This is a genomic window from Paenibacillus sp. Y412MC10, from assembly GCF_000024685.1.
In the GTDB taxonomy this organism is placed as follows: Bacteria; Bacillota; Bacilli; order Paenibacillales; family Paenibacillaceae; genus Paenibacillus_AQ; species Paenibacillus_AQ lautus_A.
On the sequence record NC_013406.1, the window covers coordinates 1,640,780 to 1,662,181 of the forward strand.

General features: G+C 56.2%; 14 protein-coding genes. 10 read left to right on the forward strand and 4 right to left on the reverse strand.

Translation table 11 applies throughout. From position 1 onward, the window contains the following. Positions 1-7: 7 nt before the first annotated feature. The 7 genes from GYMC10_RS06875 to mmsB all read left to right on the forward strand — a co-directional run bounded on the left by GYMC10_RS06875 (position 8) and on the right by mmsB (position 15,454). Positions 8-1,015, forward strand: coding sequence for a substrate-binding domain-containing protein (locus GYMC10_RS06875; protein WP_015733886.1), 1,008 nt, complete (start codon positions 8-10; stop codon positions 1,013-1,015). Beyond that, positions 996-2,939 (forward strand): sensor histidine kinase, encoded by a 1,944-nt coding sequence (locus GYMC10_RS06880; RefSeq protein WP_015733887.1) that lies wholly within the window; start codon positions 996-998, stop codon positions 2,937-2,939. Before GYMC10_RS06875 ends, GYMC10_RS06880 begins: the two co-directional genes overlap by 20 nt. Then, positions 2,936-4,153: a response regulator gene (locus GYMC10_RS06885; protein WP_015733888.1), complete on the forward strand. Its 1,218-nt coding sequence runs from the start codon at positions 2,936-2,938 to the stop codon at positions 4,151-4,153. Before GYMC10_RS06880 ends, GYMC10_RS06885 begins: the two co-directional genes overlap by 4 nt. Before the next feature lie 261 nt (positions 4,154-4,414). Continuing rightward, positions 4,415-11,257 (forward strand): invasin domain 3-containing protein, encoded by a 6,843-nt coding sequence (locus GYMC10_RS06890; RefSeq protein ID WP_015733890.1) that lies wholly within the window; start codon positions 4,415-4,417, stop codon positions 11,255-11,257. A gap of 366 nt (positions 11,258-11,623) precedes the next feature. After that, entirely contained in the window at positions 11,624-12,709 is a 1,086-nt protein-coding gene (gene chvE, locus GYMC10_RS06895; RefSeq protein ID WP_036662480.1) for a multiple monosaccharide ABC transporter substrate-binding protein, read from the forward strand. Between the two features lie 43 nt (positions 12,710-12,752). Continuing rightward, positions 12,753-14,285 carry a multiple monosaccharide ABC transporter ATP-binding protein gene (gene mmsA, locus GYMC10_RS06900; RefSeq protein WP_015733892.1) on the forward strand — a complete coding sequence of 511 codons (1,533 nt, stop codon included), beginning with the start codon at positions 12,753-12,755 and terminating at the stop codon, positions 14,283-14,285. A 2-nt stretch (positions 14,286-14,287) separates the two neighbouring features. Beyond that, complete coding sequence (gene mmsB, locus GYMC10_RS06905; protein WP_009591707.1) at positions 14,288-15,454, forward strand: multiple monosaccharide ABC transporter permease; 1,167 nt, start codon at positions 14,288-14,290, stop codon at positions 15,452-15,454. A gap of 85 nt (positions 15,455-15,539) precedes the next feature. Here mmsB and GYMC10_RS06910 read toward each other — a convergent pair whose 3' ends face one another. The 4 genes from GYMC10_RS06910 to GYMC10_RS06925 form a co-directional block, all read right to left on the reverse strand. After that, positions 15,540-16,268 carry a hypothetical protein gene (locus GYMC10_RS06910; RefSeq protein ID WP_015733893.1) on the reverse strand — a complete coding sequence of 243 codons (729 nt, stop codon included), beginning with the start codon at positions 16,266-16,268 and terminating at the stop codon, positions 15,540-15,542. Beyond that, the gene (locus tag GYMC10_RS06915; RefSeq protein WP_015733894.1) at positions 16,265-17,143 is read right to left on the reverse strand and encodes an ATP-binding cassette domain-containing protein; all 879 of its coding nucleotides are present in this window, start codon (positions 17,141-17,143) and stop codon (positions 16,265-16,267) included. Before GYMC10_RS06915 ends, GYMC10_RS06910 begins: the two co-directional genes overlap by 4 nt. After that, positions 17,133-17,519 (reverse strand): GntR family transcriptional regulator, encoded by a 387-nt coding sequence (locus GYMC10_RS06920; protein ID WP_015733895.1) that lies wholly within the window; start codon positions 17,517-17,519, stop codon positions 17,133-17,135. Before GYMC10_RS06920 ends, GYMC10_RS06915 begins: the two co-directional genes overlap by 11 nt. A gap of 269 nt (positions 17,520-17,788) precedes the next feature. Continuing rightward, positions 17,789-18,382: a M15 family metallopeptidase gene (locus GYMC10_RS06925; protein ID WP_015733896.1), complete on the reverse strand. Its 594-nt coding sequence runs from the start codon at positions 18,380-18,382 to the stop codon at positions 17,789-17,791. A 173-nt stretch (positions 18,383-18,555) separates the two neighbouring features. Between GYMC10_RS06925 and GYMC10_RS06930 the strand changes: the two genes are divergently transcribed. The 3 genes from GYMC10_RS06930 (at position 18,556) to GYMC10_RS06940 (ending at position 21,208) form a co-directional block, all read left to right on the forward strand. After that, on the forward strand, positions 18,556-19,083 hold the full coding sequence (locus GYMC10_RS06930) for a hypothetical protein (protein WP_015733897.1): 528 nt from the start codon (positions 18,556-18,558) through the stop codon (positions 19,081-19,083). 190 nt (positions 19,084-19,273) lie between these two features. Then, entirely contained in the window at positions 19,274-20,143 is an 870-nt protein-coding gene (locus GYMC10_RS06935) for a MurR/RpiR family transcriptional regulator (RefSeq protein ID WP_015733898.1), read from the forward strand. Positions 20,144-20,245: 102 nt separating this feature from the next. Then, complete coding sequence (locus GYMC10_RS06940; protein WP_015733899.1) at positions 20,246-21,208, forward strand: ROK family protein; 963 nt, start codon at positions 20,246-20,248, stop codon at positions 21,206-21,208. Positions 21,209-21,402: the final 194 nt, after the last annotated feature.

Genomic DNA, 21,402 nt, shown 5'->3' on the forward strand with positions numbered 1-21,402 from the left:
CTCATTCATGAAGAAGATGATGCTGGTTTACGGCGCTCTTATATTGGCTTTTCTCACCTATGTGTTCATGTACAGGCTGGAAGACAAGCGCTCCTCGGCCTGGGAGGAAGGCGGGCTGCACGGCAGCATGGGCGAGAATTACGTCATGGTCACATTTCAATCGGGGATGGAATATTGGAAAAATATATTGAAGGGCTTCGAGGATGGAGGGGACGCGCTCGGCGTAACCGTCGATTATCGCGGGTCCACGCAATATGACGTGGAGGAACAGATTACCGTCCTGGAGCAGGTCATCGCGAAGCGTCCGGCCGGCATCGCCTTATCGGCCATCGATTCGAAGGCGCTGACGTCCACGATCAATAAGGCCGTGGATGCCGGGATTCCGGTCGTCCTGTTCGATGCGGATGCACCTGACAGCAAAGCGTATTCTTTTCTTGCAACCAACAATTACAATGCAGGGGTTGCGGCCGCGGACAAGATGGCGCAGCTTCTCGGCAGGGAAGGGGAAATCGGAATTGTGACCCAGCCCGGGCAGCAGAACCATGACGACCGCTCGGAGGGCTTCCGGGACACGTTGGCGCAGAGATATCCTTCCATGTCCGTGGTGGAGATCAGGGAAGGAAAAGGGGATACCCTCGTTGCCAAAGAGGCTGCGGCGGACATGCTGGGCAAGCACCCGAATCTCAAAGGGATCTTCGTGACGGAGGCCAGCGGCGGAATGGGCGTGGCGGATGCCGTTATCGGCGCGGGTAAGGCGGGCCGGGTGACCATCATTGGATTCGATACGAACAAGGGGACGCTGGACCGGATTTCCGACGGAACCATCGCGGCTACGATCGCCCAGGGTACTTGGAATATGGGCTACTGGTCCTTGCAGTATTTATTTCACCTGCATCACGGACTTACCGTACCGGCCCCGACGCTCGGGAATGACGTGTCGCCGCTTCCCGTGAGGGTGGACACCGGAATCTCGATTGTGACCCGAGAGAATGTGAATGATTATTATGCGAAATAACAGAGTGGAATCCTGGCGCAAAGGCATTTCCCGTTGGCTGCGGTTCGGGGATTTGCCGCTGAGATACAAGCTGGTCATCCTGTTCCTCATGGTTGGGATCCTGCCCTCAATCGCTCTTGGCGTTCTTGTCAATTGGACGGTAAACCGCATTGTGGACCAGCAGGTAACCTCGAATACCATTCAACTGATCGGAAAGGTCAACCAGACCCTGGACAATGATATGGAGAATCTGCAGAACATTACGTATTTGATCGGCTTCGACCCTCGCACGGAACGGTTTCTGCAAGGGGACATTCAAGGGGATAAGCCGGCGGCAGGAGCCGATGTTCCTTCGGGAACCTATCGCCCGCAAACGTCCCCGGTCAAGCAGGATAATGAGGAAAATTACGAGATTAAGCGATACCTTCAAGGCTTCACGACGCTGTATCCGGAAATCGCCTCCATTCTTCTGGTCAATCGCGAAGGAGCCTATATCAGTAACGAAATGTACGCGCGCAGTCCGGCGAATTTGACGGAGGAAGAATGGTACCGCGAGGCCGTTTTAAACGAAGGGATTTTTACCGTGCTCGGCCATCCGGCAGACCGTAACGTCACCACCCACGTTCATTACGGCAACGAGGAGCTGGTGTCGGTCGTACGCTCGTTTGTGGATCCGGATACGAGGGAAGTGACCGGTGCGGTATTGATCGACTTGAAGCTGCGGGCGGTCGCCAGGGCGGTCCGGGATGTCACGCTCGGGAAAAGCGGATATTTGATGGTCGCAGAGGCCGGCGGCTCGAGCATTTATACCCCGGAGGATTCCATCATCCCGTCCATTCCGCCATCGTGGTTTCCCGAAGAGGAGAGCGGCGCTTTGATCCGCGAGGTGAACGGGGAACGGCTGCAACTGATATACGGCACGTCCTCCTTTACCGGCTGGCGGACGATCGGCGTATTTCCAACCAGCGAATCGGTGTATGAAGTGCGGGAGATTCGTTTTTATATGATCTGTTTCTTGTTTATAGTGTGCTTGTTTGGGGTTACGGCGTCCTACACGCTTTCGCAGTCCATATCCAGGCCGATCTGGCAGCTTATGTCCTTCATGCAAAAAGCCGAATCCGGGGATTTGACGATCCGCTACTGGGGAAACCGGCAGGATGAGGTGGGCATGCTCGGCCGCAGCTTTAACCGCATGCTCCTGCAGATCCGCAAGCTGATGAAGCTGAGCGAGCTGCGGGAGAGGCAGAAGCGCGAAGCGGAGCTGCGCAGCCTGCAGGCGCATATTAAGCCGCATTTTCTGTACAACACGCTGGATACGATCCATTGGATGGCCCGCAAGAAAGGGGCGGATGACGTATCGGATCTGGTAGAATCCTTGTCGCGGCTGTTTCGGATCGGGCTCAGCAAAGGCGATGATATCATTCCCATGTCCGACGAATGGACGCATATCAGCAGTTACTTGCAGATCCAGAAGACGCGTTACCGCGACAGGCTGCAGGTTGAGATGGAGCTATCCCCTGAAGCCGAGAGACTGCACGTCCTGAAACTTATCCTCCAGCCGATGGTGGAGAACGCGATATACCACGGCATTAAGGCCCGGAGAGGCCCGGGGCGAATCTGGATCCAAGCACAAGTTGAGGATAATGTGCTGGTGCTTGCCGTACGTGATGACGGGGCAGGTATGCCTGCGGAGCGGCTGGAGGCACTTCGCAGGCAGCTTGCCGATCCGGTAACGGCCATGGAGGCGCCTCCCGAAGAAGGGCCGGGTGCAAGCCGAAGCTACGGTATGCTGAATGTACAGGCCCGTATCAAGTTAACGTTCGGGGAGACGTACGGAATTATGATTGACAGTATAGAGAACGAGGGAACCACGGTACGGATTACGCATCCGCTGCTGCATGCCGTTCCTTCGTCCTCCGATCATGATGGGAGAGACTCACGATGAAGAAAGCGTATCAAGTCTTGATTGCCGACGATGAGCCGATTATCCGCGAAGGGATTCGGGATGCGGTCGACTGGGGGGCACTCGGCATGGAAGTGGCTGCCGAAGCGGAGGATGGCGAGGAAGCGCTGGAGCTTGCGCTCAGCCAGCCGATTGACATTATGCTGGTCGATATGAATATGCCGTTCCTGGACGGCATCGGGCTCATGAAGCGAATGAAGGAAGAACGCCCCGCATGCCGGTTCGTCATTATTACCGGCCATGACGAATTTGCTTATGCGCAGGAAGCGATCCGGCTCGGGGTTAAGGATTATATATTGAAGCCGGTAAATGCGGAGCATCTGATTCAGGTGCTCAGCAGCGTTCGAGATGAGCTGAACGACCATCAAATCCAGGAAAGCTACCTGAAGAAGGCGTCGGAGCAAATCGAGAAGAACATTCCGCTGCTTCGGGAACGGTTCTGCCTCGAATGGATGCATGGCCTGCTGGATGAGGAGGAGGCGATCGAGCAGCTGGAGTTCCTGGGACTGCCGCCTTGCCGTCCCACCCGGATCGGCATCGCCAGATGGCCGGAGATGACGGCTCCGCAGCCGTTGATGAAGGAAAGCGACCGCCAGCTGTATCTGTTCGCGATGGAAAATATAATCGCCGAGCTGTTTCATCCCGCACCCTGCGTTTTGTTCCGGGACCATACCGGCTGGATCGGCATTTGCTGCTGGGGAGAAGTGGATATGGAGATTGCGGCCGATGCCGAGCAGTTGATCCAGAAGTACTTGAAGCTGGCCGTGAACGTACATCTGGAGCCGGTTTCGGAAGGGGCGGACGGAGCGGTTGCGGCCGCCTACGAGGCTTGCCGGGAAGGGGTATTCAAGGAGGCGCAGCTGTCTCCGCTGGTACGGCGTGCCCGGCAGCTCATCCAGGAACAGTATGCCGTTCGGGAGCTGACGCTGGAATCTTTCGCCCAGGCCCTGCAGGTATCGCCGGTCTATCTGAGCCGGATGCTCAAGAAAGAGCTCGGTACGTCCTTTATCACGCTCATGACCCAGACGAGGATTCAGAAAGCGATCCAGCTGCTCAACGCCACCGAGCTGAGCATCCTGGACATCGCGGAGCGGGTGGGGTATGACAGCCAGCATTATTTCAGCACGGCCTTTAAGAAGGTGATGGGGGTGTCGCCGAACCGGTACCGCAAAGGGGCAGCGGTTCTGGAAGAATAGACGAGACGAAGAGCGGAGCCCACGGTAGGTAGCGATAAGAAGCGGAGAAGCGGTGATTGCGTTCCATGGCAATCCCGCTTTTTTTTGCCTGCAATCCGAGGGGGGACTCATTCGAGATAAATTTTTTGTCGAATCGTTAACGTTTGTTAATTATTATTGACATCCTTTTTTGCTAGAATGGCGGTCAGGACCGTGGAATCATGGACAACATGCATTTCCGTGCTATTTACTTACTATTTATTTCAAGAAGGGGAGGTTCCATTGCGCAGATTGAAAAAAATCGCGATGCTTCTGCTCGCATTCCTGATGATCATGCCGAATCTGCCGCAGCCGGCGCATGCCTCATCCGCGGCCCCCGCCGGCATCAAAGGAATCGGAGCGGGATACCTTCATTCCTTGCTGATTGCCGGAGACGGCACGGTTTGGACGATGGGGGACAACAGTGCGGGATCACTGGGCAACGGTACAACGGATAATGCATTCCGACCTGTGCCAGTAACCAAATTCGACGGTACGCCGCTGGGAAACGCGAAGTTCGTGACGGGCGGAGACTATTTCTCGGTCGCGCTGCTGAATGACGGCACCGTATGGGCCTGGGGCAGGGGAGTCTATGGGACGCTCGGCAACGGTGCATCGGATAATCAGCATCGTGCCGTGCAGGTAACGGAGTCCGGCGGCGGGCCACTAACGAATGTACGCAGCATCGCCGCGGCTTACAACCATGTTCTGGCCATCAAGGAAGACGGATCGGCTTGGGGGTGGGGATCCAATTCCAGCAGCACGCTTACCGATTATTATGACGTCATCAATCCCCGGGCCGTACGCATCAAGGCGTCAAGCGGATCTTATCTCAACGACGTGAAGGCCATAGGGGCGGGCGAATACCATTCCGTTGCGCTGCTGAACGACGGAACGGTATGGGCCTGGGGCTACGGAGGCTTCGGAGCGCTGGGCAACGGATCAACGGCCGACTCCGACTATCCGGTACAGGTGATCGATTCTGCCGGACAGCCTTTAACCGGCATTGCCGATATCCAAGGCAATCGATTGGGCGGCATGGCTCTGAAGGGAGACGGAACCGTCTGGGCTTGGGGATACAATGAGAATTTTAACCTGGGCAACCCGGGACTGACCTCTTCCAACACGGCGATTCAGGTTCAGCAGGCGGGTTCCTTGCCGCTTACGAATGTAGTCCGGATATCCGGCGGCGGCCGCTTGAGCATGGCTCTAAAAAGCGACGGAACCCTGTGGTGGTGGGGCATGCAGAACCGGAACCTCCAAGTGGCAACAAAGCTGCTCGGCGACGCAGATCTATTCGCTGCCGGCGACAACCATGCCCTTGCGATTAATGCGGACGGTACCGTATGGGGCGCAGGCTGGACCAGCAGGGGAGAACTGGGCATATCGGATGCCAGCCCTTTGGTATATTACACGTCTGCGCTGCAAGTATATCCGGCCCGGACGCAAATCAGCGCCAGTCCCGCTTCCATCGACGCGGACGGGACCAGCAAGACGACGGTCACCGTAACGCTCAAGGAAGGAAGCAACTATAACATCGGCAGGAGCGAAGGGACCGTTCAGCTTAGCACGACAGCGGGTACGCTCGGTCCGGTCACCGATCACGGGGACGGGACGTATACGGCTGAACTGACGTCGTCCAAGACGACCGGAACCGCAACGATTACGGGCATCATTAACGGTTATCCCATGAGCGCAAGCGGCACGGTGAAGTTCAATCCGCTTGGCGCTTCGGCCGTCACTTCAACGGTCACCGCGAGCCCGGCATCGATTCCGGCGGACGGCAGCAGTATCTCCACCGTGACGGTGCAGCTGAAGGATAGCAACGGAAATCCGTTGACGACGAGCGGCGGTACCGTGCAAATGAAGACGACCGCCGGTACGCTGTCCGGCGTGACGGACCGGAAGAACGGGACGTACACGGCACAGCTGAAAGCGCCCGTTTCCGTCGGTACGGCAACCGTAACGGCGGAGCTGGGCGGAACGCCGATCGCGCAGAAGGCAGCGGTCACGTTCGTCCCGGGAGCCGCATCGGCTTCGGCATCCACGATCAGCCTGGGGCAGAACACGCTCACGGCCGGAAGCGGAAGCACGGCGGTGACCGTCCGCTTAAAGGATGCGCACGGCAATCCGCTGGTGTCCGGAGGCGACACGGTAACGATCCAGTCCTCGCACGGCACGGCCGGGAGGGTAACCGACCATGGGGACGGGACCTATACGGCTGTGCTGACGGCAGGCACGGCCGCCGGCAGCGGGACCGTCAGTGCCGCGGTGAACGGGGCGGCGATGCAGCAGAAGGCCGCGATTCAGATTCTTCCCGCGGGAGCGTCCACGCAAACCTCGGAACTGTCAGCGGCTCCCGTCTCGATCGTTGCCGACGGCAGCAGTAAAACGATGCTGACGGTACGGCTCCGGGATGCCTACGGCAACGCGTTGACGGCTTCAGCAGGTACCGTGTCCATGAGCACAAGCGGCGGCACCATCGGGGCCGTGTCCGACAAAGGCAACGGAACCTATACCTCGACGCTGAGCTCGGCTTCCACGACCGGTACCGCTGAAGTATCGGCCAGATTGAACGGTTCTTTGATCAAACAAACGGCCGTTGTCTCGTTCGTCCCGGGGGCCGCCTCCGCGGACAAATCCAGCCTTGCCTCTGCTTCAGGCAGTCTCCAGGCCGGATCGGGGACCACGACGTTAACCGTAAAATTGAAGGATGCGCGAGGCAATGATCTCGTGACAGGCGGCGATGCCGTGACGATGCAGGCCAGCATCGGCTCCATCGGTTCCGTTGCGGATCAAGGCAACGGAACGTATACCGCGACGCTGACGGCGCCGACGGCAACGGGCATGTCGGTCGTATCGGCATCGGTTAATGGCGTGAGGCTCGCGCAAACGACGAACGTAAGCATCGTGCCCGGCCCCGTGTCTCTGTCGGCATCCACGATCAGCGCCGCGAACGCAAGCGTACCGGCTAACGGAACCGGCACGACCAGGGTTACCGTGGAGCTGAAGGATACGCATGGCAATCGTTTGGCTGCTTCGGGCGGTACCGTAACCTTGTCGGCTACTGCAGGCAGCCTGAGTGCGGTAACGGATCACGGCGACGGGACGTACAGCGCGACCTGGACGGCGCCCACGACCGCCGGAACCGCAACGGTGTCGGGTTTTGTCAACGGCTCGGCACTTGCCGGCAAGGCAAGCTTGAACTTCGTTGCCGGAGCGGCATCGCCGTCAGCGACGAGCCTGTCGATCAACCCGGCTTCGATTACGGCAGACGGAGTCAGTACGGCCGTCATTACGGTCCAAGCGAAGGATGCCTACGGTAACCCGGTGACGCAAGGAGGCGACGCGGTATCCGTCGAAACAAGCGGAGGCACGCTCTCCGCCGTCACGGACCGCGGTAACGGCACTTATACGGCTACCGTTAAGGCGCCGACGACTGCCGGCAAGGCCGTCGTCCGGGCCGAGCTGAACGGCAAGACCGTCACGCAGACGGCGGACATCGCGTATGTTCCGGGCGCCGCTTCTCCGGCAACATCGCTCCTCACAGCGGGGGCGTCCGCGCTCCCGGCTGACGGGTCAAGCACAACGGCGCTGACCGTGCAGCTGAAGGACGTCTACGGCAACAACCTGACGTCCGGCGGCGACAGGGTGAGTCTGAGCGCGACCGCCGGCTCGATCGGAGCGGTAACGGATCATGGGGACGGCACATACTCGGCCGTGCTTACGGCACCGACGGTTGCCGGTCCGGCAACGATCACCGCGACGGTGAACGGTGCGAAGCTATTGCAGACCGCGTCCGCTGATTTTGAGCCCGGAGCGGCTTCGGCGAGCGAATCGCTGCTGACGGCAGCATCCCCGGCGATGCCGGCTGACGGCGCCAGCACAACAACCGTGACGCTGCAGTTGAAGGATGCCTTCGGCAACGAATTGAAGACGGGCGGTGATACGGTCGTGTTAACCACGACGGCCGGAACGTTGGGCAGCGTTCAAGACCATGGCGACGGCACGTATTCAGCCATGCTGACGGCCGGCACGGTTTCCGGTTCAGCCGTCGTATCGGGTGCCGTAAACGGCGTGCCGTTGGAGCACCCCGTATCGGTTGATCTTCTCGCCGGGGCGGCATCCGCGGCCGAATCGATCATCGAGACGGACAGCAAAGCAATCACCGTGGGCGGCAGCACGTCAACGGTTGTCACGATTCGGCTGAAGGATGCCTTCGGCAATGCGTTGACCGCAGGAGGCGACAAGGTCCTGGTGGAGACGACGGCCGGAACGCTGGGACGGATGACGGATCATCATGACGGTACGTACACGTCCATATTGACGGCCGGCACGGCGGCAGGCGAGGCCGTCATCACGGGAACGGTCAACGATGTGCCGCTGGCGCACACGGCGTCGGTGCAGTTCATGCCTGGCCCGGCTTCGGCGGACCAAACGATATTGTCAGCCGACCGGGCAGTCGTCACCGCTGACGGGCTAAGCCGTTCAATCGTGACGGTACTGCTGAAGGACGCTTACGGAAACGAGCTCCGCTCCGATGCCGGATCGCTCCAGCTTAAGCTGGCGTCGACGCTTGGCCTGCTGACGGAGCCGAAGTACGAAGCGGATGGCCGTTACACGGCCGGCGTTGCATCGAATAGGGCCGGAACAGCCGTCATTACCGGAACCTTGGACGGCATTCGGATCGCCTCGGCAGTGACGGTATCCTTCGAGCCGGGCGAGCCTTCGGCGCTTCGCTCGACGGTCGATGCGGACCGGACCGGGCTGACGGCCGACGGCAAGCAATCCGCGCGGATTACGGTGCAGCTGAAGGACGCCGCGGGCAATACGGTTCCGGATGACGGCGGGCCCGCGGACATTCGGATTCATTCCTCGATCGGCACCGTTTCCGCGGCTGTATATGAGGCCGAGGGGCGGTACACGGCATCGCTGATCTCAACCGAGGCCGGCATTGCCGTCATTACGGCATCCGTGGACGATAGCGAGCTTGCAGATACGGCGGAGGTCGAATTTCTGCCGGGTCCCGCTTCGGCCGCTGCATCGGAGCTTTACGCCGACAGCGGGGCAATCCCGGCTAACGGCTCTGCTGCCTCGACGATTACCATCTCGGTGAGGGATGCCTTTGGCAACAACACGGGGAGCGGGGCCGATATTCGGCTTGAAACAACGCTTGGCACCGTGACGGAAGCCACGTACCGCGAAAACGGCGTGTATACGGCGGAAGTCCGTTCAACCGAGCCGGGAGTGGCCGACATTCGCGCCTGGATCGGCGGCGAGCCGATTCGGGATGGCGTGCAGGTGACCTTTGCCGACGGCATATGGTTTACGCCGCCCTCGTACCGACTTCAAATCGGCGAATCGGTGCGCACGGTCGTCGAGGTGACTTACGGGGATGCTACCTCGGACGTAACCGCAGATGCCCGCTTTCAATATGATGATGGGCTGATCCGGGTGGCGCGGGCCGAGGACGGTTCCTGGTATGTCACAGGTCTTCGTACCGGGCGTACCGTCATGCAGGCCGTTTATGAGGCTGATGCCGGAAGGCTGTCAGCCGCCGCCCCCGTCACGGTTTATGCCGTGCCGACCGGATTGACCCTGGATGCTTCCCGGTATGAAGTGAGGGAGGGCGAATATCGCCAGATCCGGGTAACTGCACATTACTCGGACGGCACCTCCTCCGATGTGACCGCGGAAGCTGCATACCGTCTTGCAGACAGAGGCTATGCATCCCTGAATGCAGCGGGCCGGCTGCACGGCATCCGGTCAGGGAAATCGTCCATGACCGTGACCTACGAAGGTTTAAGCACCACAGCCGAGGTTGCCGTTTTGCCGCCGGCTCACTCAGGCGGTGATCCTGGTTCCGGCGGAAGCCCGGGCAACGCCGTCGGCCTGCCGGGCGATGCCGGCGGGGTGAAACCGCCCGCAGGGGAAGATCGCGGTCTCACCGTCGATCTGGTGCTCGACGGTGAATCCGGCCAGACGATCACGCTCGAGCACGAACAGCTGAGTTCAGGCCGCATCGTGATTGAAACGAAGGGCGGAACGAAGGAATGGTCGCTGCTCATGAAGCCTGCCGTCGTGGAGCGGCTGCAGGAGCTTGTCAGCGGCACGGTGTTGGAGTGGCGCACGCCGCAGGGCGTATTAGTCTTCTCACTGGCTGAACTTGGCGAGCTGCCATCGGATTTATCTGCGGCTTTCATCGGGCTCACGATCAGAACGGCCGATGACGAGACGGAGACGAGACTCGTGGAGCTCTCGCGAAAAACGGGAGCGAGTATGCGGCTTAAGCCGTTCTCCGTGTCGCTGAACGCGTGGAAGCCGGACGGAACGGCGCAGCCGCTGGCAGATGGCCGATTATCCGCAACCTTCGCGCCTTCAGAGCGAATGCTGGCCGACGGCCGGTATTTGACGGCAGCTTACCTCGATGAAGCCGCCGGACGATGGAAACACGTTCCGGCCCGTTTCGCTTCGGCCGAGAATGCCCTTCTCACTTTGAAGACATCGGGAACCTATACCGTTCTGGAGAGCCGCCGCGCATTCACCGACATGAGCGGGCATTGGGCTAAAGCCGACGCCGAACTGCTCGCGAACAAGCTCATCGTGCAGGGGACGGAGGGCGGCCGTTTTGAGCCGGGCCGCTCCATCACGCGGGCGGAGCTTGCCGCCATGCTGGTCAGGATGCTGGGGATCCATCCGAGCGGAGCGGCCGCGGTTCCTGCTTCGTTCAACGACGTGGCGGGCCGATGGTTTGCAGCCGACGTTCAAGCCGCCTATAAGGCGGAATTGATCCAAGGGTATGCGCACGGCAGCTTCCGTCCGGATGCGGCCGTGACCCGTCAGGAAATGATCGTCATGATCGCAAGGGCGATGGAAGCGACGGGACTTGGCAAGGAGGCCGAGGGAGCGCCGCTGCAATATGCCGACGATGTCAAGCTTGCATCATGGGCTCGCGGGGCAGTCGATCAGCTTTCGCAGGCAGGACTGTTGACGGGCGACCAAGCGAACAGGCTGGCGCCGGAGCGGGCGGCAACGCGCGCGGAAACGGCGGCCATCCTGGCAAGAATGCTGCAATCGGGCATGTGATCGCAGTATGGTCGGCGGGCGTTAGTGCCCGCCGGCCTTTTTAATTCCATGGATGCATGGAAAGAGAACATCTGGTTGCGGGCGGATATACGCTGCAGCATGGAGAGAGCCTCCGGTTCGTTGGCAAACAACAAACCGGGGGCTCTTTTTGATGACGATAAAGTCATTCGGACCGGTTCCCATGGAGCATATTGTGCACATCTCGCAAGAATGCCGAACAACAAAAGTATGAAAATTATAAAAAAGGTTGTTTTCGTGGAAAGACCCCTCCACCCGAACGGAGGTATCCTTTTTAGTACAGAGAGGCTTTTCGAACCTTCGGTTGTAAGCGCTCTCGATTTCATTTTTCGGAAAGGGGAACTACCGATGAAGAGAGGATTGCCAGGATTGCTGATCGCGGTGCTGCTCTTGGCCCTGACGGCCTGCAACCTCGCCGAAAGCCAAACCGGCGATGCTGAGAAGGGTTACGTCGGCCTTGCGATGCCCACCAAATCATCCGAACGCTGGGTGGCTGACGGGAAGAACATGGAGCGGCTGTTTCAGGAAAAAGGGTATAAAACCGACCTTCAATTCGCCGAGGACGTGATTGAAAACCAGATTTCCCAAATCGAGAACATGATTACGAAAGGGGTCGACGTGATCGTCATCGCTTCGATCGACGGCAATACGCTGACCGACGTGATCAAGAAGGCCCATGATCAGGGAATCAAGGTCATCGCCTACGACCGGTTGATCCGCAACACCGAGCATTTGAGTTATTATGCCACCTTCGACAATTTCCAGGTCGGCGTTCAGCAAGCCTCCTATATTGAAGAGAAGCTTGGCCTGAAGGAAGGGAAGGGGCCGTTCAATATCGAGCTGTTCGGCGGATCGCCGGACGATAACAATGCTTACTTCTTCTATGACGGCGCGATGTCCGTGCTCAAGCCTTACATGGATTCGGGCAAGCTTGTCGTTCGGAGCAAACAGACCACGATGGCCCAGATTGCGACTCTGCGCTGGGACGGCGCCCTGGCCCAGTCGCGGATGGATAACCTGATCAGCGCCAACTATTCCAGCGAGAATCTGGACGCGGTGCTGTCGCCCTACGACGGGATCAGCATCGGCATCATCTCCTCGCTTAAGGGCGTAGGCTACGGGACGGCAGGCAAGCCGCTGCCGATTATCACGGGTCAGGATGCGGAGCTTGCTTCCATTAAATCGATCGTGGCCGGTGAGCAAACCCAGACGGTGTTCAAGGATACGCGCCAGCTCGCCGAGCAGGCGGTGAAGATGGCGGAGAGCGTGCTGAAGGGAGAAGAGGCCGAGGTGAACGATACGGAATCGTACGACAACGGCATCAAGGTCGTGCCTGCCTATTTGCTTCCCCCTGTATCCGTGGATGCTTCCAACGTGGAGAAAGAGGTTGTGGAGACGGGCTACTATTCCAAGGAAGAAATCGGATTGAAATAGTCTTTAGGCAAGCGAACACGAAAGGATAGGAAGGTGAAGCCAGATGTCAGAGTACATTCTTGAAATGCGGAACATTACGAAAGCGTTTCCCGGGGTGAAGGCGCTGGACCAGGTGAATCTGAAGGTTCGCGAAGGCGAGATCCACTCCCTGTGCGGGGAGAACGGAGCGGGCAAATCCACGCTGATGAAAGTACTGAGCGGCGTGTATCCTTACGGCAGCTATGAGGGAGATATTCTGTTCAAAGGCAGCGTCTGTGAATTTAAAAACATCAAGCAAAGCGAAGACCTGGGCATCGTTATCATCCATCAGGAGCTTGCGTTGATCCCTTATCTGTCGATTGCCGAGAACATTTATTTGGGGAACGAGCGTGCCGAGAAGGGAATCATGAACTGGAATGAGACGATGACGGGGGCCAAAGAGCTGCTCGATAAGGTGGGACTCAGCGAGAACCCGAATACGCAGGTGGGCAGCATCGGCGTCGGCAAGCAGCAGTTGGTCGAAATTGCGAAGGCCTTATCCAAGAAGGTGAAGCTGCTTATTCTGGACGAGCCGACGGCGGCGCTCAACGAGGACGACAGCGAGAATTTGCTTGCGCTGATGCTGGAATTCAAGAAGCAGGGAATCTCCTGCATCCTGATCTCCCATAAATTGAACGAGGTGTCGAAGGTATCGGATTCCATCACGATTCTGCGTGACGGCCAAACCATTGAAACGCTGGATATGAGAGGCGGCGAAGTGAACGAGGATCGGATCATCCGCGGCATGGTCGGCCGGGATTTGACGAACCGCTATCCGGAGCGGACCCCGAAGATCGGGGAGGTCATCCTGGAGGTTAAGGATTGGACGGTGTATCACGAGCTGCAAGCAGGCCGAAAAGTGATTGACAACGTGAGCATGAATATCCGCCGGGGGGAGGTCGTGGGCATTGCCGGGCTGATGGGATCCGGCCGGACCGAGCTTGCGATGAGTATTTTCGGCAGGGCTTACGGCCGGAACATCACGGGTACGCTTCGGAAAGACGGCAAGGAAATCCGGAATCAATCCATCAACGAGGCGATTGAAAACGGATTTGCTTACGTGACCGAGGACCGGAAGGAATACGGGCTGATCCTCATGGACGATATCAAACGCAACATCTCGCTGACCGGACTGTCCAAGCTGGCAAAGAACATGGTCATTGATGATCGGGAAGAAATTCTCGTGGCGGAAGACATGCGGAAGAAGCTCAAGATCAAAACGCCGAACATTCTCCAGAAGACGGGGAACCTCAGCGGGGGGAATCAACAGAAGGTTGTGCTGAGTAAATGGATCTATGCCGAGCCCGATATCCTGATTCTGGATGAGCCGACGCGGGGGATTGACGTCGGGGCCAAATACGAAATCTACGCGATCATCAACCAGCTGGCGGATGAGGGGAAGGCGGTGCTTGTCATTTCCTCGGAGCTGCCTGAAATTTTAGGGATCTGCGACCGGATTTATGTCATGAGCGCGGGACGGATGACCGGAGAAGTTGGCAGAGAGCAGGCTTCGCAGGAAACCTTGATGAGATACATGACCAAGAATGGAGGGGCTTAAGCATGGAGACGCTCAAAAAAATGTTTAAAAACAACATCCGCCAATACGGGATGATCATCGCCCTTGTTGTCATTATGATTTTTTTCCAAATCATTACGGGAGGGCTGCTGCTGGAGCCGATCAACATCACGAACCTGATTCTCCAGAACAGCTATATTCTCGTACTGGCCATCGGCATGGTGCTTGTCATCATTACGGGTCATATTGATTTGTCGGTCGGTTCGGTAGCCGCCTTCGTCGGCGCCGTTGCTGCGATCATGATGGTCGATATGCAGCTGCATCCGGTCATTGCCGTCATCGTATCCTTGATCGTCGGCGGTCTGATCGGAGCATGGCAGGGATTCTGGGTGGCTTACGTGAGGATACCGGCCTTTATCGTAACCCTGGCCGGCATGCTCCTGTTCCGCGGCCTGACGATGATTGTGCTGGAGGGCCAATCCATTGCGCCGTTTCCGGGCGGCTTCCAGAAGCTAAGCTCCGGCTTCATTCCGGACTTCGGGAACACCGGCACCAACCTGATCGCGATTCTGGCCGGCATCATCTTTACGGTTATTTTCCTGATCAATGAGCTGCGGGAACGAAAGGCCCACAAAAAATACAACTTCGACGTTCTGCCAAGCGGCTTGTTCCTTCTGAAGCTGGTGCTCATCGCGGCCGTGATCAATGCCTTTACGTTCATGCTGGCTAGTTACGCCGGCCTGCCGAACATTCTGATTCTGCTGCTGGTGCTCATTATCATCTATTCCTTCGTGATGAACAAAACCGTGATGGGCCGTCATATTTATGCGCTTGGCGGCAACGAAAAAGCGGCGGCGCTGTCCGGCGTGAAAACCAAGAAGGTCACGTTCTGGGTATTCGTCAATATGGGCGTCATGGCCGCCATCTCCGGTTTGATTTTTGCCGCCCGCTTGAACGCGGCGACGCCGAGAGCCGGTACGAACTTCGAGCTGGATGCCATCGCGGCGAGCTTCATCGGCGGCGCTTCGGCCACCGGCGGGATCGGGACGGTCTTCGGCGCGATCATTGGGGGGCTCGTCATGGGCGTCCTCAATAACGGGATGTCGCTCGTAGGTCTCGGCATCGACTGGCAGCAAGGCATTAAGGGCCTGGTTCTCCTCGCGGCGGTAGCCTTCGACATTTACAATAAGAAGAAGAGCAGTGCCGCTTAATCTATACGGTGGCGTTATATCATAAAATGGCTGATTCCGGGGTAGAAGGTGTTACCCTGGATCAGCCATTTATTTTGCGTATTGGTTACATTTTGATCGTAACTCTTCGGGTGATCAGCCGAATCAGAATCATTGCAATCAGGATGACGGCCAGGGAGCCTGCGAGCGAAACCGGCAGCGTGACGGAAAAGTCTGTCGTGACCGGCAACCACTGTTCCCATATGGAAGCCAGCTCGAACTGCCACAATGCATCCATAAAGCCGATCAACACGAGGGCAACGGCGATCCATCCCAAGCCGCGAATCCAGCCAAACCGGTAAAATCCGGATCCAATCATCCACCCCATCAGGTAATAGATGAAGATTTGGATACCGTAGGAAACGAGCGTCAGCAGCCAGCTGTTGTCGAACTCCTGCAGCAGTCGGGTGCTTCCCGCATCTTGTGATGCAAACAGCGAGACAATCCACTGGATCAGAGCCGCGGCAACCGGAAATGCCAGGGACAGATAGACGGCCGCTAAAGCGGAACCACCAAAGAAATCCCGGCGCGTAATGCCGTGTCTTACATAATAGCTCAGAAAACCGTAAGCTGAAATGATGCCGATGACAAGCATAAATCCTTTGGTGGAGCGGTAAGCGATGGAGAAGAAGTCCTCATCTGATATTCCTTCCCGAACATTGATGCCAATGCTGTTGCCGATGCCGGCTCCAATATAGATCAGCAGCACAATCGTTAGAAAACCCAAGGCCCAGCTGCCTTGTTGAATAAACATTTCCGTCGATACTTTGCTTACGGGCGATGACGTCTTTTTCATGCGGAATATTCCTCCCCCGTCAGATGGATAAACAAGTCCTGGAGCGAGATCGGCCCGATCTCAAGTCCTGCCTTCAATGCGGCTGATTGAGATGCCTCGCCCAGATCCCCGTAGACCATGACGGCCTTGGTGGAACCGAGCTGCTGCACGTTGAGCACCTTCATGCCCTGGATGAATTCGTCCACCTTGGCCGCGGGGCCCGTAATGGATACACCCCTGGACGTAAGGCTTTCATAATCGTCTTGAAGAATGAACCGGCCTTTGTGGATGATAATGACTTCCTCAAACAAATAATCCATCTCCGATACCAAGTGGGTGGAAAGAATGAACGTACGGGGATGGCGCTCCTGGTCCTTCAGCAGTTCCCGGTAAAAAATTTCGCGCGACGGCGCATCCATGCCGAGATAAGCTTCATCCAGAATGGTAACCGGCGACCGGCTGGCGAGGCCGATGCATACGTTAAAAGCGGACTGCATGCCTTTGGAGAGCTGCTTGAGCTGTTTATCCAGGGGCAAATTGAATTTGCGGGCAAGCTCCAGGGCATAAGCCGTATCAAAATGGGGCCGGTACCTGGCAACGGATTCAATCACGGCCTTGACCTTGTCCGTCTCCTCTTTATAGTCGACATCGTAGATGAAGGAAACTTCCCTCATGATTTTGGCATTTTCGAAGGGCTGCTCGCCGCCAATCGTAACCGATCCCGACGATGGTTCGCGAAATGAAGCCAGGATCGACAGGAGCGAGGTTTTGCCTGCGCCGTTGCGACCGAGGAGACCGTAAATTTTGCCGGCCGGGAGGCGGAGGGAAATATCGCGGACGGCTTCGACGCTGCCGTATGTCACCGATACCCGATCTAACTGTACATCAAGATTCATGGGGTTCACTTCCTTTTAACTGGGTTATGATTTGAACAAGCTCATCCGTGGACAAACCGAGTTTGTCCGCTTCCTGTACCATAGGCACCACATAATGTTCCGCAAATGCACTCTTTCGGGTCCGGAGCAGCATTTCCTTGGCCCCCTCAGCAACAAACATGCCGACACCTCGCTTTTTATAGATGAGTCCGGAATCAACCAGCAGGTTGATGCCCTTCAACACCGTAATGTGATTGATTTTGTAAAATTGGGACAGCTGCGTCGTGGAAGGAACCTGTTCACCTTCAAGCAATTGGTCATTGACGATCTGGTCCTCGATCTTTTCCTTGATCTGGATGAACAGGGGCCTATTATCTGGATGCACGGTACCGCTCAATAAGAATCACCACCTTGCCTTCATTATCCTGTTAAGGTTATATGCTTATATATATGACTATATAACCAAAACGTGAACGGCATGTCAAGCATTTGGTTGAATATCATACCTCCATCGAGACGCTTTAACAGCGAACAACGTCAAAAAAGGCCGACCAGAAGGATCTGGTCGGCCTTGATTTATTCACTGATGCGTCAGTCATATTGGAGTATAACTAAAGTATGCTATGCGAACCTCGATGCTCAATAAAAACAAATAGCAATATCATCTCATTTGGCTTCCGAATACTCGGAAGCGTCCATGGGAGGGAGCTTTCCCCGTTTCAAATCACGGATCGATAATCCAAAATCGATTTGCAGATGCGGATAATCCGGAAAGTTGGCCCAATCTCCGCCCCACTGGAAGCCTAAATCTTTTGCAATCTCCACGACTTCCATCCAGTCGGCCTTGCCGTTTCCGTTCCCGTCGTATTCCATATCCCAGATGACGCTGCCATCCTTCAGCCTCAGCGCAAAATCAATGGCGAGCCCGTAGTTGTGAAGAGATTCCCCGGCCTTGGCGTTCGTCACGATGTTGCCCTCGGTGCTGCGGCCCTGATTGTAGATGCGGGTCTGCTCTTCGTGGCTCCGGTAACCGTCCGTTATGACAATCGTGATCCCTTTTTTCTTGGTGAGACGGACAAGCTCATTCTTTTGCTGCAGTACATAAGGGTGGAGCTGGGTGATTTCAGGGGATTCTTTGCGATTAAAATCAAAATCGAGATCGTTGATAAATCCCGGTATGGCGGTTTGCAGCTGCATGTAGAATATGGCGAGCAATAAGGCAACAACAAGGAAAAGCGTCGTTTTTTTGCGTTTGATCATGCGGACTCTTTAATCTACCTACTTTCATATGATGGCTTACTCTATTATATCGGCATCCCGCCCCGCATTCCAGCAGCCGTCAATCACGCCCAGATACCGGAATGAATAGCAATCCATGGTTTATCGCATCCTAGTTCATAAAAAGGACTTGGTCCGGAAATGGGGAATAACGAATGAGCAATATTCAAAACATGTCGATGAGACTCAATCAGCTATCCAGCCAATTGGCTGCTGCAGGGCAGAACGGCCGCATGGACGAAGCCCTGATGATCGTGAACGAGCTCGGCGGGATCCACGCCGAGCTTCAGAATGCGCAGGCTGCGGTCACGCCTGAAACTTCTTCCGCCGTGCGCCAGGAGCTGGTGAACTGCAGGATGGTGCTGCATGGGATGATGGGGGCGGCGCAGGATATCCGAACCGCTGCGGCGGAGCAGTACCGACAGGTGCTGGGCGAGAATAAAACGATGTTCGAGCAGCTGGACGAGGCCGCGCAGCAGAGCGAGTATGCGCAAGCCTATCAGTATCGCCAGCTGTTCAAACAGATGGATCAAGTCAGCCAGCAGCTGCATCGGCTGGATGGCTCGATGCTGGACGCAGGGTACCAAATGGAACGGGCGCAAACGGCCGGCGGCGGCCTGAACGGGGCAGTGGCTATCGAGGAACTGACTTCAAGCACGGACGACAGCGGAACGATGATGTAAGCATGTTTGAAGAGGATGCGTGGGACAGAATTTTTCTTAATGCAACGAAATCATGATGGAAGCTGCAGTATCCGATCCATAAGGATGCTGACAGCTTCTTTTTTGTTATTGAAAGAAAACTCTTTTTTATTATATAATTAAGGAGAAAATATTCTTTTTTGTCCAGATAGAGAGAAATGAGGGATGTGGAATGGCAAGAGTAGGCCCAAGACTGAATCAATCCAATACGCTGCTGATGATATCAAGCATTTATTCTTCCCTGACCAAGACGGAGAAAAAAGTGGCTGATTACGTAAAAGGTTTCCCCGAGGAAACGGTCCTTGCCACCGTTACGGATCTGTCCGAGAAAGCAGGGGTCGGAGAGACCTCCGTCATTCGATTCTGCCGCAAGCTGGGGTTCCGGGGATTTCATGAGTTCAAGCTATCCGTTGCACAGGACTTGGTGGATCGTCCCCCATCCGTAGTCGATACCTCTATCGATGAGCAGGACGACCTGATGACGGTGGCTCGCAAGCTGACGATGCAGCATGAAATTTTACTGAAGAATACGCTGGATCTGGTGAATGCCGACAATCTGAGGATGGCGGTTGATAAACTGCTGGCCGCAAACAAAGTGTATGTCTATGGCGTAGGCTCTTCAGGCATAACCGCCCTGGATTTGCATTATCAGCTGATGAGGCTGGGACTCAATGTGGAAGCGCACCGGGATTCGCATATTATTGCCATGTCCGCTTCATTGGTCAAGAAGGGCGATCTCGTATTCGCCATATCCACTTCCGGAAGCACGCGCGACCTGGTGGATGCGGTGAAGGAAGCGAAGAAGAATGGAGCGGACGTCATCTGCTTGACCGGGCACCTGCGCTCCCCGATTGCCACATACGCAGATACGGTGCTGCTCGTGTCTTCCCGGGAAATGCCGACCGAGGGCGGGGCACTGGCGACAAAATTCATGCAGACGTATATGCTGAACATTCTTACAACGCTCTTAACGATGAAAAAAGAGGATGCCTCGGAATCGTTGAAAAAAACCGCAAGTTCCGTTGCGGATAAGCTGTACTAGTGAATCGATTCCTTGAATCGATTCACATTATTCATTATCGGCGAAAGCGGGGTGATCTTTCGTTCGTTTTTTAAGGATCACAGAAGGGAGTGTTACCTTGTTATGGGTTACGCCATCGGCGTTGATATTGGGGGGACGAAAGTCCAATTTGCGGTCATCGATCGAGGGGGGGAGATCATAAACCGGCATCGGGTGCCAACCGAGGCCCATAAAGGTCCAGAGCAGCTTATGCACAAAGTGCTGCTTGGCATCGACATGATGATGAAATCGGCCGGCGCTGAGGGAGAGGTGCAAGGGATCGGCATCGGCAGCGCAGGCCAGATCGATTTTCGGGAAGGGACCGTTCTATACGCGGGAGATACGCTTCCCGACTGGACGGGGACGGCAATTAAACGGCTGGTAACACAGCGTTATAACACTCGTGTGTATGTGGACAATGATGTCAATGTCATTGCGATGGCGGAGAAGATGTACGGGGTTGGCAAACACTGCGATAATTTTGTGTGCTTGGCTCTTGGCACCGGCATCGGCGGTGCCGTCATGGAATCAGGACGCCTTCTGCGAGGCGTCTTTGGCGGGGCGGCGGAGCTCGGCCATGTTAGTGTTGACATTAACGGCCCTCGCTGCAGCTGCGGAAATAACGGATGCATCGAGCTGTATGCCTCCGGAAGCGGGATTGCCAGAATAGGTCTTGAAATGCAAAGGGATGAAAGCGCTTCATATGCATGGAGGCCTAATTCCCGGGATATTATTCGGGCTTGGCATCAGGATGATCCATCCGCCACGGCGGTCATGCGGGTGGTCATCCGGGCGCTGGGAGCTGCTGTTGCCGGGTATATTCATGCCTTTAATCCGGAGGTCGTTGTGATCGGAGGCGGAGTTGCGGAGTCCGGTCCCCGTTTTTTGCAGGAGCTCGATCAGGAAATCGATGCTCGAACGTCTTCGTATATGAGAAGCTGCTGCCGGATTATGGCTGCGAGTTTTGGCAATGACGCCGGCGTTATAGGAGCGGCGGCCCAAGTATGGTTTTACGGTGAGATGGAATGTATGCAATACGTCATATAGGTGGATCATTTCTCCAAAATAATTAAAATAACTAAAAAATATTTTTAATGTTGATCTAGGCGTGTTTATCATGAAATATCCTAGATGCAGCAAGGATTATGATTATAATCCTTGCTTTTTTTAATGTCCGGACAAAAACAAAAATCAGAAAATTAAGGATTGACGAAAGAGTAATTATCCATTAATTTCTGTTT

Excerpts from the sequence above, each read along its gene's own strand:
- GYMC10_RS06875 (WP_015733886.1), top strand. The coding sequence starts at position 8 with ATGAAGAAGATGATGCTGGTTTACGGCGCTCTTATATTGGCTTTTCTC.
- GYMC10_RS06880 (WP_015733887.1), top strand. The coding sequence starts at position 996 with ATGATTATTATGCGAAATAACAGAGTGGAATCCTGGCGCAAAGGCATT.
- GYMC10_RS06885 (WP_015733888.1), top strand. The coding sequence starts at position 2,936 with ATGAAGAAAGCGTATCAAGTCTTGATTGCCGACGATGAGCCGATTATC.
- chvE (WP_036662480.1), top strand. The coding sequence starts at position 11,624 with ATGAAGAGAGGATTGCCAGGATTGCTGATCGCGGTGCTGCTCTTGGCC.
- mmsA (WP_015733892.1), top strand. The coding sequence starts at position 12,753 with ATGTCAGAGTACATTCTTGAAATGCGGAACATTACGAAAGCGTTTCCC.
- mmsB (WP_009591707.1), top strand. The coding sequence starts at position 14,288 with ATGGAGACGCTCAAAAAAATGTTTAAAAACAACATCCGCCAATACGGG.
- GYMC10_RS06910 (WP_015733893.1), bottom strand. The coding sequence starts at position 16,268 with ATGAAAAAGACGTCATCGCCCGTAAGCAAAGTATCGACGGAAATGTTT.
- GYMC10_RS06915 (WP_015733894.1), bottom strand. The coding sequence starts at position 17,143 with ATGAATCTTGATGTACAGTTAGATCGGGTATCGGTGACATACGGCAGC.
- GYMC10_RS06925 (WP_015733896.1), bottom strand. The coding sequence starts at position 18,382 with ATGATCAAACGCAAAAAAACGACGCTTTTCCTTGTTGTTGCCTTATTG.
- GYMC10_RS06930 (WP_015733897.1), top strand. The coding sequence starts at position 18,556 with ATGAGCAATATTCAAAACATGTCGATGAGACTCAATCAGCTATCCAGC.
- GYMC10_RS06935 (WP_015733898.1), top strand. The coding sequence starts at position 19,274 with ATGGCAAGAGTAGGCCCAAGACTGAATCAATCCAATACGCTGCTGATG.
- GYMC10_RS06940 (WP_015733899.1), top strand. The coding sequence starts at position 20,246 with ATGGGTTACGCCATCGGCGTTGATATTGGGGGGACGAAAGTCCAATTT.